Origin of the sequence: Mediterraneibacter sp. 210702-DFI.3.120 (assembly GCF_020561005.1) — a bacterium.
Taxonomy (GTDB): Bacteria; Bacillota; Clostridia; order Lachnospirales; family Lachnospiraceae; genus Mediterraneibacter; species Mediterraneibacter faecis.
Window position 1 is genome coordinate 1 of record NZ_JAJCNG010000029.1, and the last position, 14,563, is coordinate 14,563.

The following is a 14,563-nucleotide window of genomic DNA, read 5'->3' on the forward strand; positions in this document are numbered from 1 at the left end:
GTAGAGCATTCGGCTGTTAACCGAAGTGTCGTTGGTTCAAGTCCAACAGGGGGAGCTTGAAGATCTTGCAGAAATGTAAGATCTTTTTATTCTCTGATTATCGGATCAGGAGTAGGAAACTAAGAAGTTCGATTTGTCGAATTATTTGAAAAGTTTCAAAAATTAAAAAAATATCAAAAAAGTACTTGCCAAACGGTGATTTATATGATATGATTATAATCGCTGTTGAGGAAGTCGACAGACAAAGTATGGCCCCGTGGTCAAGCGGTTAAGACATCGCCCTTTCACGGCGGTAACACGGGTTCGATTCCCGTCGGGGTCATTTATGCCGATGTGGCTCAATTGGCAGAGCAGCTGATTTGTAATCAGCAGGTTATCGGTTCGAGTCCGATCATCGGCTTGTTCTTAGGAACAGAAATAATCAATTGGACCTTTAGCTCAGTTGGTTAGAGCAACCGGCTCATAACCGGTCGGTCCTGGGTTCGAGTCCCCGAAGGTCCATTTAGCTAGACTGCTTGGAAGTAGTAAGGGGCAGCGAGCTGACAATTAAATATTTGGCCCAGTGGCTCAGTTGGTTAGAGCGCCGCCCTGTCACGGCGGAGGTCGAGAGTTCGAGTCTCTTCTGGGTCGTTCAAGATGCGAGAGCATTTTGAGGAATGCCGCAGTGGCGGAACTGGCAGACGCCCGGGACTTAAAATCCCGTGGGTAGTGATACCCGTACCGGTTCGATTCCGGTCTGCGGCATTAGTTAAAAATGGGAGAAACGTTGAATTTACAGCGTTTCTCTTATTTTTTTGTTTTAAAATGTTTGAACACCTTTGAACACTTTATGATGAAATACCAAGATTCTGAAAAGCAAGCCTGTCATTCTTCCTCTTATTGACATTCCGCAAGTAATGCAATGTTGTAGCTGTCTCACTATGTCCCATTAAATAACTAAGGGTTGTAAGATTATTTCCGTCAAAAGCTGTTGAAGCATTGTAAAAGCGGATTTTATGACTGGAATGATAAGGAACACCGGCTTCTTTGCAATATTTCTTCAAACGGCGATTAAAGCTGTCTGTTGTCATAATCTCGCCGTTGGGTTCAAAGACATATATTCCATTTGGATTTAATTCCTTTGCTTTGTGAAGAATTTTAAGTGCTTCGTCTGTAAGGAACTGTTTACGGAATCCATGAGAAGTATTTCCTTTCATTTGATTTACTACTTTTACTTTTCGGCTTGAGAATGTTAAATCATCATTCAATGTACGTTCACAGGTCGCCTGTCTGTGAAGATATACAAGCCTGTTATTGTAGTCAATATCTTCCCAACGGATAGCTTTTGTTTCTCCAACACGGATAAAGAGATAGAAAGATAACTGTATTGCAAGAGAATATGGTTCTATGATACACCGAAGATAATTTAATAACTTATGCGTATCATCACGGGAAAATACATTGTCACTTTGTACTTCTACTGGCTTATAGGTAAACTGTTTGAAATTCACATCAGAGACAGGATTATGTGATATAATTTCTTCTTCAATCGCATAACTCATGATTCCATTCAAAACAGAACGGGCATTACTGACTCGCTTGTGAGTGAACTGTCGGTCTTTTGTAGCTTCTCTGAAAAAGCGGATAAGCGTGATTGGTTTGATTTCGCCTATCTTCATTTTAACAAGTTCTGTATCTTTGAAAAATCTATTCCATTCAGATACATATTCTTGAATTGTCTTTGCTTTTACGGAAGTATAGTCTCTTTTATACAAAAGCCATTCAGCGTATAATTCTTCCAGTGTGACATTCTGACGGTTTTCAGCTTTCTGCTTTTCGATATAAAATCTGATGATTTCTTTTTCAAGGTTCTCTTTACTCTTCCTCTTGACAGGACGGCGTTTGTTAGGTTTGGTTTCATCGGGTAAATAAGTACGCCAGCTTTTTTCTGATTCCGAGTAATAAATTTCATATTTGTGATTCTCCAAGATTTTTTTATTTGCCATAATTTTAAAATCTTTGAAGACTTCATCTGTGGTCATGTTAGCACAGGTGGCTAACGTATTCAATAATGTTATATCTGAAAACGTAACGGGATTATCCATAAGATTCCCCCTTTACGCAAGGATTTTCTTTTTTAATTTTGATGTAGATAACACTGCTGTCCTTTAAGCATGAACCAGTAGATAAGAAAGCGTTGGTATCGTAAATTTGCCTTGTGTATTCTTTCTGAAAGACGATATTTTCTTTTTGTAAGTCATGTAAAATGTCTTCGGTCAGCATAACTTTTGTTTCGTGTGGAACTTTCAGATTTTGAGATTTGAAAAAGGCTTTTTTCTTATGTTCTTTCAAATCAAGGTCTTTTCCAAAATACTTGCTAAGATAACGACCTCTGTTTTCTTTGCTGTCTACATCAATGCGATTGATTTTAATAAATCCATGTGACCATAAATTCTGTAATTTTTCTTTTGCTATATACGGAAAATCAAAGAAAATAACATGATAATGGATTGCTCCACGCTTCTGTTTCTCCCACGTTGCAAGGTATTTTAATAACTGGGTTTTGGTATGGTACAAATAATAATTTAATCGCTGGATAAAATACTTAAATTCTCGGTTAGTTATCAGGATTTCTTGAATGTTTTCTTTAAATGTCAGCGTTACAAATTTTGTTTTGTTATCAAAGTTGCAGTCAACAATACGGGCAATATCCCAACGAGCCTGTTCGTAATGCTTCTGCTTGCGTTTTAAACTGTCATATTGCTTATGAGCTGACATTTCATCAAATTTTTTTCGGTTACTTGTGTCTGTTAAATCTGCCTTTTCTTTCGAGTGAATAAAAATAGGGTTTTCGTAAATATATACTTCTTTTGTAGTAGGAGTTTCAATGATTTTCGTATTGTATGCAAAACACTCTTTTGTTTTGCTCACGAATCTCACCTCATATCCCAATTTTTGTAATGAATGTTCCGATTGTTTTCGGAAGATGTTGTTTTATATATCAAGTATAGAGATCAGCCAGTTCAGCACCTATGACGTTGTCCGGCACTGACTGGCTGACATAGTAGGGAAATTATTTCATTCCCACTTTTCTGATATTGGAAGCTTCTGCTTTGACAGAAAGACGTCCATTATAGAGACTAGCCCAAGTATGTAATCCATCAAATGAGACTGGAATCTGCCCTTTTTGTTCAAGTTCTTCGTTGGTAACAATCGCTGTGTTAGCTTTAATGCCTACTTTGACTTTTTCAAACTTTAATTTTGGAAGAAGAACTGTATAGTAGAATCCTAATTTTTCTTTTGTAGAAAAGTCTACCCAGTCAGAAACTTCTACTAACTGAAATTCCTCTTGCAGTTTGTCTGGATTTAAAATAAAGTCATTTCCTCTAATCATCGTTTCACCTCCTTATAGATATCTGATTATCAGATATTAAGATAATCTTATGATAAAACAAGCATTGCAGAATGTCAATAGAAAATATCTGAATATCCGATAAAAAGATTGACAGAGAAAATTTGATGAAATATAATGTGCTTATAAAGGAGGTTCGCTATGAATAAAATAAAAGAATTGCGGAAAGAAAAGAATATAACCGTTGCGGAACTTGCAAAAGAATTAGGCATTTCACAAAGTATGCTTACGAACTATGAAAATGGAAACGGAACGCCGAGAGATGAATCTATATGGGAAAAATTATCACAGATATTCGGCGTGAGTAAAAGCCACGTTATGGGATTAACTACGGATATTGAAACAGCAAATAAGACAAAACAGTTGAAAGTGGTTGTGGATACATCTCAGCCGATCTCAATACAACCGAAGAATCAGACAGACCTTGATGTATTGATAAAACTGGATTTGATAGACAGTGAAGACATGGAAGAAGTGTCAGAATTTCTTGATAAACTGTTGGCACAGGAGAAATATGAGGGACGGAGAGAATCAAACGTTAAATATGTCGTTGAGTAGAAAATGCTTCTCAGCCGACCACTTGCCCAGTCGACCCGCCGCCCTGTTAGGAACTGTCGCACTGGGCATCCTTGCGGAACGTTAGTTTGCGAAAATACGAACAAAAGAATATAAGGAGAGGGAATAGCCGATACTACTTCAAAAGCAGTAATAGAGTGCTATTCCTTTTTATTATATTCAATGGTTACAGTTCGGAACGGCTTGCTATTATTGTGCAAGTAATAAGTTGGATAATAGAGGTTGATTTCCAAGGTGGTAGGTGTACCGTTAATTTTGTTATGTTCGTTTTCAATGTCTTTGATTACTCCATCAATTCCCCAACATTTGTAAACAATTACAGTCAATTCAGTATTTCTGGTATCTGCACTGCTAAAGGACATGCTGTTAGTAATATGGTAGTCCGGCAGTCTGAGATAATTGTAGAGAATGGTCAGTAAACAGAGTATTGTGATTGGTGCTATAATTTTCTTTTTCATGTACATACCTCTTTCGTGTTATTTGTACAGGGATGACTATATAGTACCTCACTATATAGTGAATTACTACATAAAGATTTAATAAATATACTTTATGTAGAGGTGCAGAACATGAACTATGGACATTTAGAATTAAGGATAGAAGAACTGTTACAAGAAAAAGGTATCAGTAAGAATACGATTTGTAAGGAACTTGACATACCGAGGTCAAATTTCAATAGATATTGCAGAAATGAATTTCAAAGACTGGATGCAAATTTAATCTGTAAACTATGCAACTATTTTGAATGTGAAATTGGTGAGTTAATTCGATATGTAAAAGAATAAAGTGATAATGGGTATGCGGAAATAAAAAATATTCGCATACCTTTTTAATTGAATATTTTATAAAATGGAATTATACTGTGTATAACATGAAACAGACAAATCGGTGTTTGAAAGGATGATGATATGATGGATAAATTAAAAAAGAACATGGTTTTCTACCTACTGTTGCTGATAGATTTTTATATCGTTCCTTGGTTTATAAAAAACACAGGAAGTGCAATGATTGTTATGTTAGTAATTATTCCTCTAATATGTTTAATAACCTCTGTTTTTTATGGGATTAGGAATGGTTTTAACTTCTGGTATATTTTGATTGTAGCAATAATGTTTGCGCCATCTATATTTATATTTTATAACTCAAGTGCATGGGTTTATGTAGTTGGATATGCTGTTATTGCATTATTGGGAAATTTAATAGCATTGCCATTAGGAAAAAGATAACTTCCTGTTTGTATGCAACAAACGTTTGAACACTTTTTGAACACCGCAACCGTGATGAAGTCTTCAAAGCCCCTTTCTATCAGTATTTGAGATTAAGTAAAACGGTTCGATTCCGGTCTGCGGCATTATTTTTTCTCTGAGATTTTTGTGAAGTCAATATTTGCAAGAATCTCAGAGTTTTTTGTTTTATGCATTCCATTTGGAGGCAAGGATATTATTCAAAAAATAACGGCATTGCATCTCATCTTACGAGATATAATGCCGTTATTTTAAAGTCTTCACACTTTTCATTAAAAAGTGGACCTGGCGGGAATCGAACCCGCGTCCAAAAACCTGTCCCATGTACTTCTACTATCATAGTCAGTTATTTGACATTCCCTCTGCCGTACGAAAACTAACATCCTTACGGGTTTAGTAGCTTCATAATACGCCTGACAGCTCAAAGCTTTGCCGTCATCGTTTCTCACATAGTCGGTGCCAGATTCCTAAAGTGTGAGTGCTTCAGGGCTGACATGCAGCATTTAGGCTGCAGCTAATTCGAAATTATCGTTAGCGTTTAATTTTAAGTTTGCGATTTAACGCATCAGCCTACGGATAGCTTCTCCATCTTCGAGATCCCTGTCGAAACCAGTACAAGCCCTGATCAGGGTAGAGTAATAAATACTCTCTACTGTAACAGACACATTCTCTTGTGTGCTGTACATACTAATATAGTAAAAAGAAATATAAATGTCAAGTGATTATTGCGTTAAAAGAAGTGAAAAAGCAGTAAAAATTTAGCATTTTTAATGTCATTTCACATATTTTTTATAAAGATAATTACTGTCAGACAGGGAAGAATGTGTTAATATAATAATATGAGTAATTATAAATCTTAACAAGAAAATTCGGAAAAAGGAGAGGTTTCTTATGCCAACAACATACGCACATTATAAATTCGGAAAAGAGGTGCTCAGCGCACTTCCAAGACCCCTTCAGAATTCTATAGAAGCGCATAGAGAGTTGTTTGATATTGGGTTACATGGACCGGATATTTTATTTTATTATAATGCATTAAAGAAAGATCCGGTGAATGAACAGGGGCATACACTTCATGAACAATTTGCCGATGAGTTTTTCCATCATGCTGTTGAAGTGATTGAGAAAGCAAAAGATCCGGCAGCGGCGCGTGCATATATTTATGGATTTATCTGTCATTTTGCTTTAGACAGTGAATGCCATCCTTATGTTGAAAAAATTATGCAGGTCGGAAGAGTTTCACACAATGAGATTGAGATGGAACTGGATCGAATGATGCTGACGGAAGATTATCATGATCCTTTGCGCTATCTGACAGCAAAGCACATTCAGCCGAAGATGGAGTATGCGGAAGTGATCGCACCATTTTTCAAAGATGTAACAGCCGAGCAGATCTATAAGGCATTAAAAGGGATGGTTTTTTATCATAAGCTGTTTCTGGCACCGACATCTGGAAAGCGAAAAGCGTTGTTTCTTGGGATGAAGGCAGTGGGGAAATACGATTCATTGCATGACATAGTGATGAGTGTAAAGCCAGATCCGTTATGTCAGAAATATTGTAAGGTTTTGAAACGGCAATATTCAGGTGCAGTGCCGTTAGCTGCGAGTTTGATCGTACAGTATCAGAAGAAATTATTCCAGGATACACCGCTTCCGGAACGTTTTCATGAAACATTTGGTGCAGGAGAAGAGTGGGAGAAACTGCGCCTGTAGAGAATCGAAGAAAAGAGCAACAGACTGCTTGCCAGGAGAGATGCAGAAGAAGAGAAAAAGAGTCAGGAGAATGTAGATGAAGGAATTCGTTAAAGTGCAGGATATCACGAAAACTTATAAAATGGGTGAAGTTGAGATTCATGCAGTGGATCACATCAGCTTTTCGATTGAGCAGGGAGAACTTGTTGTAATCGTTGGACCAAGTGGTGCAGGTAAGACAACTGTGCTTAATATTCTCGGCGGAATGGATACGGCAACAAGCGGGAAGCTGTATGTAGATGGAAAAGATATTACAGCTTATAATTCCAAACAGCTGACAGGATACCGCAGAGATGACATCGGATTTGTTTTTCAGTTTTATAATCTTGTGCCGAATCTGACCGCATTGGAAAATGTTGAGCTTGCATTGCAGATCAGTAAGGATCCGTTGGACGCACAGGCAGTTTTGGAGGAAGTTGGTCTGGGGGAACGGAAGAATAATTTTCCGGCACAGCTTTCCGGCGGTGAGCAGCAGCGAGTTTCAATCGCGAGAGCATTAGCGAAGAACCCAAAGCTTTTGCTTTGTGATGAGCCAACAGGTGCATTGGATTACAATACAGGAAAATCAATTTTGAAATTACTTCAGAATATGTGTAGAGAAAAGGGAATGACAGTTATTATCATTACACATAATCAGGCACTTGCGCCGATGGCAGATCGATTGATTCATATAAAAAATGGACAGGTAGCAAGAATAGAATCTAATGAGAATCCGACTTCGATTGATGAAATTGAATGGTAGGGGATGTGGATGAAGAAAGCATTACGAAAAAACTTTTATATGGAGATCCGTCATAGCCTTGGACGTTTTTTATCCATTTTCTTTATTGTTGCGATAGGATGTGCATTCTTTTCCGGAATCCGTGCATCAGAGCCGGATATGAGATATTCAGGAGATGCATATTTCGATGAGAAGAACCTGATGGATATTCAGGTAATGAGTACAATGGGACTGACAGAAGATGATCTGGATGCAATTCGTGCTGTGGATGGTGTATTGGATGCAGAAGGAAGCTATGCAACAGATGTACTTTGTACGATTCGGGGAAACCAGGTAGCAGTTCATGTTATGGCGCTCCAGGATAAGATGAATCAAGTTCAGTTAGAAGATGGCAGGCTTCCGGAAAAGGAAAATGAATGTGTAATAGATGCAGATTATCTGGATGGAAAAAATCTGAAGATTGGGGATAAGATCACATTATCGAGTGGGACTTCGGATTCTTTAGAAGATACACTTAAGACAGATACATTTACCATTGTTGGTACGGTCAGCAGTCCGGAGTATATTGCATTTCACAGAGGCAGTACAACAATCGGAAATGGAAGTGTCAGTGCCTTTCTTTGCGTTCCGGAGAAAGCATTTTCATTAGATGTGTATACAGAGATTACAGTGCAGATTGAAGGTGCAAAGGAAGCAACTGTATTTACGAAAGAATATGAAGAACATGTGGATTCTGTGCTGAAAAAGGTTCAGGCAATTAAAGCGGAAAGAGAACAGGCCAGATATGATGAGATTACTTCGACAGCGCAAGAAAAAGTGGATGAAGCACAAGAAGAGTTAGCTCAGGCAGAGCAGGATCTGGCGGATGGAAAAAAAGAGGCAGAAGAAGAACTTGCAAGTGCAAGAGAGAAACTTGATGCAGCGCAGAAAGAGCTTGAACGAGGAAGAAATCAGCTGGCAGCTTCGAAGCTTGAACTGGAGCAGTCGAGAAATCTTCTGATATCAAAACAAAAAGAGCTGGATCAGTCCAAAGCACAAGTTGAGCAGGGTGCACAGGAACTTAGCGAAAAACAGATTGCACTTACAACATTAAGAAATCAGCTGGCACAACTGAAAGAGCAGGAAGAAAGTCTGGAAGATCAGAGACAAGAACTTTTAGCGCAACAGACACAGATGCAGCAAAAGAAAGACGAGCTTCTGAAAGCAAAGGAAGAATTGCAGCAACAGGCAGAAGACTATCAGTCTGCGTATCAGCAGATTTATCAGCCGTTGAAAAAGTCTTATGAAGAACTAAATACACAGTATGAACTTCTTTTACAGAACTATGAGGCACTGAAAGAAGAATACGACCGGAAGCAGGAAGCAGGAGAAGAAGATCCGGAATTAAAGGCTCAGTTAGAACAGTTGGAAGCTGAAAAAACAGCAATGGAAGAGAAGTTGACTGAATTGAAAGCAAATCTGGATAAAATGGAACTGGAGGCGAAAGCTGCCGAAGCGGAGATTCAGAAAAACCAGACAAAGATCGAAGCCGGATTGACGCAGATTAACGAAGGGCTTCCAGCAGTTGAAGCCGGGATAGCTCAGATTGAAGAAGGTATTCCGGTATTGCAGGATAATATACAGAAACTGACGGATGTGTTGACACAGGGAGATGCTGCAATCCTTACCGCAAGTCGGCAGATAGATCAGGCAAAGGCGCAGATTACATCCGGTCAGCAGCAGATTGACAGCGGATGGCAGCAGATCAGTGAGGGACAGAAGAAGATTGAGGAGGCACAGCAGCAGTTAAGCAGCGGAACAAAGGAGCTGGAAGACGGTTGGGCAGTGTATGAGGAAGGTCGTATAGAAGCTCAGAAGAAGATTGAAGATGGAGAGCGGCAGATTACAGAAGCAAGAGAAGAGCTTGCGAAAGCACAGCAGAAGATTGATGATCTTGAAAAGCCAAAGTGGTATGTTTATGATCGGAACAATCTGACAGAATACAGTGGATACGGAGATAATGCAGACCGTATGCGGGCAATCGGTAAAGTGTTCCCACTCATTTTCTTCCTTGTTGCAGCATTGATCAGTCTGACAACAATGACACGAATGGTAGAGGAGGAGAGAACGCAGATCGGTACTTTGAAGGCTCTCGGATATGGAAATGCTTCAATTGTTGGAAAATATCTCTGGTATGCGATCCTTGCGACATTAACCGGTGGTGTTTTCGGAATTCTGATTGGAGAAAAGATAATTCCATATATCATTATCACTGCATATAAGATCCTGTATCGTCATATGCATGATGTTGTGATCCCGTATAATTTGTATTATGCTGTAACAGCATGTGCAGCGGCACTTGCATGTACAGTAATCGCAACACTGTTCTCCTGTATGAAAGAATTACGAGAGCAGGCAGCAGAATTGATGCGCCCGCCGACACCAAAACAGGGAAAACGAGTATTTCTGGAACGAGTTCCGTTTATCTGGAAAAATCTGAATTTTACATGGAAATCGACCGTGCGTAATCTGGTGCGGTATAAAAAACGCTTCTTCATGACAGTATTTGGAATTGGCGGTTGTATGGGCATGATGTTGTTTGGTTTTGGATTAAAAGATTCTATTTCAGCAATCGTTCCGCTTCAATACGAACAGATTCAGCTTTATGATGGAGACGTTATTTTAAAGGAAGATGTGACAGAAGAAGAGAGAATTGAGGTTCAGAAAGAACTGGATACGGATAAGAAGGTATCAGTGACTGCAGAAAATCTTTTGAAAAATATTGAAGTCAGTTCAGGAGAGTCTTCTCAGGAAGTTTATTTAGATGTACCAAAAGATGTGGAAGCATTCAAAAAGTTTGTCGTGATTCGGGATCGGAAGACAAAAGAAATTTATTCATTGGATGATAAAGGAGCAATCCTGACTGAAAAAGTAGCGAAACTGCTGGAAGTCAATGTCGGTGATAAATTAACGATTGATACAGATGATGGAGAGAAAACAGTCTTGATCAGCGCAATTTGTGAGAACTATATGGGACATTATCTCTATATGACATCTGAAGTCTATGAAAAGACATTCGGTGAGGCTCCGGCCTATAATTCAATTTATTATAGAACTCAGGACCGTACAACAGAGGAGGCAAAGGATGTCGGCGAAAATGTAATGAAGTGTGATGGAACACTTAGCATCAGCTATACGACAAGCCTGAAAAAGCAGGTGGATCATATGTTGGAGAGTCTGGACATTGTGATTATTGTATTGATTATTTCAGCAGGAATGCTGGCATTTGTAGTGCTGTATAATCTGAATAATATTAACATTACAGAGCGCAAGAGAGAACTGGCAACATTAAAGGTACTTGGATTTTATGACAAGGAAGTTTCTTCTTATGTTTACAGAGAGAATATCCTGCTGACCTTGATTGGGGCACTGGCGGGATTGTTGATCGGAAAAATTCTGCACCGCTTTATTGTTGAGACAGTGGAGATTGATTCGGTTATGTTTGGACGAAATATCGATCCACCAAGTTTCCTGTATGCCTTTCTTCTGACAGTGGCTTTTTCATTGTTTGTCAATGGAGTGATGTATTTTAAGTTAAAGAAGATTAACATGGTTGAATCACTCAAGAGTGTAGAATAAGACAGATTTGTCAGGAAATATAATAACGAACATAATAATGGATTGCAGAGAAGCTGCATGGAACATAGATACAATTGTGAAATGTTCCATGACAGCTTCTTTGTTGTTGTCGGCCGCATATAGCGTAAGCTATCATGAACAGTAACTTTTTGTTAAAAAGCACTTGAAATATACCTGTAGGGGGTATATATTAATAATTAGAAAATATACCCCCAGGGGGTTATGTGACAGGAGGAATACAATGGAAGAAAAGAAAGTCTGTCCGGGATGTTGTCACAAGACAAAGAACCGCCCGGAAAAAGAATATAAAGATCTGATGAATCGTCTGAGTAGAATTGAAGGACAAGTCAGGGGAGTTCGAAGGATGGTTGAAGAAGGCGCGTATTGCCCGGATATTCTGATTCAGGTATCTGCGGTGAATGCGGCTCTGAATAGTTTCAATAAAGTGCTTTTGGCAAACCATATCCGGACATGTGTGGCAGATGATATCCGGGATGGAAAAGATGAAACGATTGACGAGCTCGTGACGACACTTCAGAAATTGATGCGATAAAAGATCTGAAGAGAAATCCGGCACAAAAAGTCCGGATCACAACTTGAAGGAGGAGTAAGATGGAACAATATAATGTGACGGGAATGAGTTGTGCAGCCTGCAGTGCCCGTGTTGAGAAGGCAGTTGGGAAAGTCCCCGGAGTTGAGAACTGTTCAGTCAGTCTTCTGACGAATTCCATGGGAGTGGAAGGCACAGCAACAGTAGATGCGGTCATTGCGGCTGTTGAGGAAGCTGGATATGGGGCAACGTTGAAATCTGCAAAGAATGAAGGGCATGGGATGAATCAAAGTGAGCAGAACTGTGCGGAAGATGCGTTGAAAGACAGGGAGACACCGAAGATGAAAAGGCGTCTGATCGCTTCTTTGTGTTTTTTGATTCCGCTCATGTATCTGTCAATGGGGCATATGATGTGGGGCTGGCCACTTCCGGTATTTCTGGAAGGGAATCATGTGGCGATGGGGCTGGCGCAGCTCCTGTTAACGACAATCGTTATGGTGATCAATCAGAAGTTTTTTATCAGTGGATGGAAAGGCATGATCCATAGAGCACCAAATATGGATACGCTGGTTGCACTTGGTGCAGGTGCATCTTATGGATATAGCGTGTATGCATTATTCGCTATGACAGCAGCGCAGACGGCAGGCGATATGGATCATGTGATGGAGTTGATGCATGAATTTTATTTTGAATCAGCAGCAATGATTTTAACGTTGATCACAGTCGGAAAGATGCTTGAAGCGCATTCAAAGGGAAAGACAACAGATGCATTAAAGAGTCTCATGAAGCTGGCACCAAAGACAGCAACGCTCCTGCGCGATGGAAAAGAACAGGAAGTTTCCATCGATCAGGTGAGAAGAGGAGATCAGTTTGTTGTAAGACCGGGGGAGAATATTCCGGTGGATGGAATTGTTCTGGAAGGAAACAGTGCAGTAAATGAAGCTGCACTGACCGGAGAGAGTATACCGGTAGATAAAGCAGAAGGGGATAAAGTGTCTGCGGCTACAATGAATCAGTCAGGTTTTCTGCGCTGCGAGGCGACAAGAGTTGGCGAGGATACGACATTATCACAGATTATTCAGATGGTAAGTGATGCGGCAGCAACAAAAGCGCCAATTGCCAAAGTGGCAGATAAAGTTTCAGGAGTATTTGTTCCGGCAGTTATTTCTATTGCAATTATCACAATGATCGTATGGCTGCTTGTCGGAGAGTCTGTTGGATTTGCACTTGCAAGGGGAATTTCTGTTCTGGTGATCAGCTGCCCGTGTGCATTAGGTCTGGCCACTCCGGTTGCAATTATGGTTGGAAATGGGATGGGCGCGAAGAATGGAATCATGTTTAAGACAGCTGTTTCGCTGGAAGAGACAGGAAAGACGGAGATTGTTGCACTTGATAAGACAGGAACGATCACAAGTGGAGAACCGAAGGTGACGGATCTGCTCCCTGCGGACGGAATGACAGAACATGAATTATTATTTTTTGCAAATGCATTGGAGAAGAAAAGTGAGCATCCGCTTGCCCGGGCAATTCTTGCAAAGGCAGAAGAAAATGGGGAAGCAGAGCAGAAAAGTGAAATCACACAGTTTCAGGCAGTTCCGGGAAATGGTCTGTCAGGAAAACTTGGAGAGGACTGGCTGTACGGAGGCAATTTTAAATTCATTTCAGACAAAATGAAGATTTCTGCCAGCATAAAAGAACAGGCGGAACGGTTGGCACAGCAAGGAAAGACACCGCTGTTCTTTGGAAGGAATGAGCAGTTCCTTGGCATGATCGCAGTTGCGGATGTGATCAAGGAAGATAGTCCACAGGCAGTGAAAGAACTTCAGAATATGGGAATCCATGTTGTTATGCTGACCGGAGATAATGAGCGCACAGCGAAGGCAATTGGTGAGCAGGCAGGTGTGGATGAAGTGATCGCAGGTGTTCTTCCGGAAGGAAAAGAACAGGTGATCCGCAAGCTGAAAGAAAAAGGAAAGGTTGCGATGGTAGGTGACGGTATCAATGACGCACCGGCACTGACCAGGGCAGATATGGGAATTGCCATTGGAGCGGGGACAGATATTGCAATCGATGCAGCGGATGTTGTGCTGATGAAGAGCCGGTTAAGTGACGTGCCGGCGGCAATCCGTATGAGCCGTGCAACACTGCGTAACATTCATGAGAATCTGTTCTGGGCATTTTTCTATAATGCGATAGGAATTCCACTGGCAGCAGGAATCTGGATCCCGGTCTTTGGTTGGAAATTAAATCCGATGTTCGGAGCAGCGGCAATGAGCCTGTCCAGTTTCTGTGTAGTAACAAATGCATTGAGACTGAATCTGTTTAAAATGTACGATGCCAGCAAAGACAGAAAAAGAAAGATGAAAAAGGTAGAAACAGCAGAAAATACTGTTTCAGATATTGTCTTAGCAGACAAAAATGAGTCAGAAAACAAGGAGGAGACAAAGATGACAAAGACAATGAAAATCGAAGGAATGATGTGTGGACATTGCGAGGCGGCTGTGAAGAAAGCTCTCGAGGCACTTGAGCAGGTTGATACAGCAGAAGTCAGCCATGAGGCCGGAACAGCAGTTGTAACACTGAATTCCGAAATCAGTAATGAAATGCTGAAAAAGACAGTCGAAGACAAAGATTATACAGTAACAGCGATCGAGGATTAATAAGCAAAGAAGAGATCCCCTGCGGAAATGAAAGATTCTGCAGGGGACCTC

At 40.2% G+C, this 14,563-nt stretch carries 12 protein-coding genes, 5 tRNA genes and 1 other RNA gene; 13 read left to right on the plus strand and 5 right to left on the minus strand.

Translation table 11 applies throughout. The features are described 5' to 3' along the window. Positions 1-250 precede the first annotated feature (250 nt). The 5 genes from LI162_RS13195 (at position 251) to LI162_RS13215 (ending at position 744) form a co-directional block, all read left to right on the plus strand. Positions 251-322: transfer RNA gene (locus LI162_RS13195), tRNA-Glu, on the plus strand. A gap of 5 nt (positions 323-327) precedes the next feature. Continuing rightward, a tRNA-Thr gene (locus LI162_RS13200) sits at positions 328-400 on the plus strand. Between the two features lie 27 nt (positions 401-427). Then, positions 428-501: transfer RNA gene (locus LI162_RS13205), tRNA-Ile, on the plus strand. 55 nt (positions 502-556) lie between these two features. Continuing rightward, a tRNA-Asp gene (locus tag LI162_RS13210) sits at positions 557-630 on the plus strand. A gap of 28 nt (positions 631-658) precedes the next feature. Then, positions 659-744 (plus strand) — tRNA-Leu (locus LI162_RS13215). 83 nt (positions 745-827) lie between these two features. Here the strand turns inward: LI162_RS13215 and LI162_RS13220 are convergent. From LI162_RS13220 to LI162_RS13230, 3 genes are all read right to left on the minus strand, one after another. Then, positions 828-1,985 (minus strand): tyrosine-type recombinase/integrase, encoded by a 1,158-nt coding sequence (locus tag LI162_RS13220; protein ID WP_227156795.1) that lies wholly within the window; start codon positions 1,983-1,985, stop codon positions 828-830. Positions 1,986-2,076: 91 nt separating this feature from the next. Continuing rightward, entirely contained in the window at positions 2,077-2,910 is an 834-nt protein-coding gene (locus LI162_RS13225; RefSeq protein WP_173794097.1) for a rolling circle replication-associated protein, read from the minus strand. 142 nt (positions 2,911-3,052) lie between these two features. Then, the gene (locus LI162_RS13230; protein ID WP_005330993.1) at positions 3,053-3,373 is read right to left on the minus strand and encodes a hypothetical protein; all 321 of its coding nucleotides are present in this window, start codon (positions 3,371-3,373) and stop codon (positions 3,053-3,055) included. A 159-nt stretch (positions 3,374-3,532) separates the two neighbouring features. Here LI162_RS13230 and LI162_RS13235 point away from each other — a divergent pair, with 159 nt between their 5' ends. Further along, complete coding sequence (locus LI162_RS13235; RefSeq protein ID WP_005424130.1) at positions 3,533-3,949, plus strand: helix-turn-helix domain-containing protein; 417 nt, start codon at positions 3,533-3,535, stop codon at positions 3,947-3,949. A gap of 158 nt (positions 3,950-4,107) precedes the next feature. Here the strand turns inward: LI162_RS13235 and LI162_RS13240 are convergent, their stop codons facing one another. Beyond that, positions 4,108-4,425 (minus strand): hypothetical protein, encoded by a 318-nt coding sequence (locus tag LI162_RS13240; protein WP_118178119.1) that lies wholly within the window; start codon positions 4,423-4,425, stop codon positions 4,108-4,110. Between the two features lie 111 nt (positions 4,426-4,536). Between LI162_RS13240 and LI162_RS13245 the strand changes: the two genes are divergently transcribed. Together LI162_RS13245 and LI162_RS13250 are read left to right on the plus strand one after the other, a co-directional pair. Beyond that, the gene (locus LI162_RS13245; RefSeq protein WP_025656187.1) at positions 4,537-4,752 is read left to right on the plus strand and encodes a helix-turn-helix domain-containing protein; all 216 of its coding nucleotides are present in this window, start codon (positions 4,537-4,539) and stop codon (positions 4,750-4,752) included. A gap of 123 nt (positions 4,753-4,875) precedes the next feature. Continuing rightward, entirely contained in the window at positions 4,876-5,193 is a 318-nt protein-coding gene (locus tag LI162_RS13250) for a hypothetical protein (RefSeq protein ID WP_081733101.1), read from the plus strand. A 295-nt stretch (positions 5,194-5,488) separates the two neighbouring features. On the opposite strand, the gene ssrA is transcribed toward LI162_RS13250, so the two are convergent. Then, positions 5,489-5,833, minus strand: a transfer-messenger RNA (tmRNA) gene (gene ssrA / locus LI162_RS13255). Between the two features lie 269 nt (positions 5,834-6,102). Between ssrA and LI162_RS13260 the strand changes: the two genes are divergently transcribed. From LI162_RS13260 to LI162_RS13280, 5 genes are all read left to right on the plus strand, one after another. Continuing rightward, on the plus strand, positions 6,103-6,924 hold the full coding sequence (locus LI162_RS13260) for a zinc dependent phospholipase C family protein (RefSeq protein WP_020437313.1): 822 nt from the start codon (positions 6,103-6,105) through the stop codon (positions 6,922-6,924). 76 nt (positions 6,925-7,000) lie between these two features. Continuing rightward, a complete protein-coding gene (locus tag LI162_RS13265; RefSeq protein ID WP_054753705.1) occupies positions 7,001-7,705 on the plus strand; it encodes an ABC transporter ATP-binding protein in 705 nt (234 codons plus the stop codon). 9 nt (positions 7,706-7,714) lie between these two features. Further along, on the plus strand, positions 7,715-11,302 hold the full coding sequence (locus LI162_RS13270; protein ID WP_227156796.1) for an FtsX-like permease family protein: 3,588 nt from the start codon (positions 7,715-7,717) through the stop codon (positions 11,300-11,302). A gap of 241 nt (positions 11,303-11,543) precedes the next feature. Continuing rightward, on the plus strand, positions 11,544-11,855 hold the full coding sequence (locus LI162_RS13275) for a metal-sensing transcriptional repressor (protein WP_227156797.1): 312 nt from the start codon (positions 11,544-11,546) through the stop codon (positions 11,853-11,855). Positions 11,856-11,914: 59 nt separating this feature from the next. Next, positions 11,915-14,512, plus strand: a complete 2,598-nt coding sequence (locus LI162_RS13280) for a heavy metal translocating P-type ATPase (RefSeq protein WP_227156798.1) — start codon at positions 11,915-11,917, stop codon at positions 14,510-14,512. Positions 14,513-14,563: the final 51 nt, after the last annotated feature.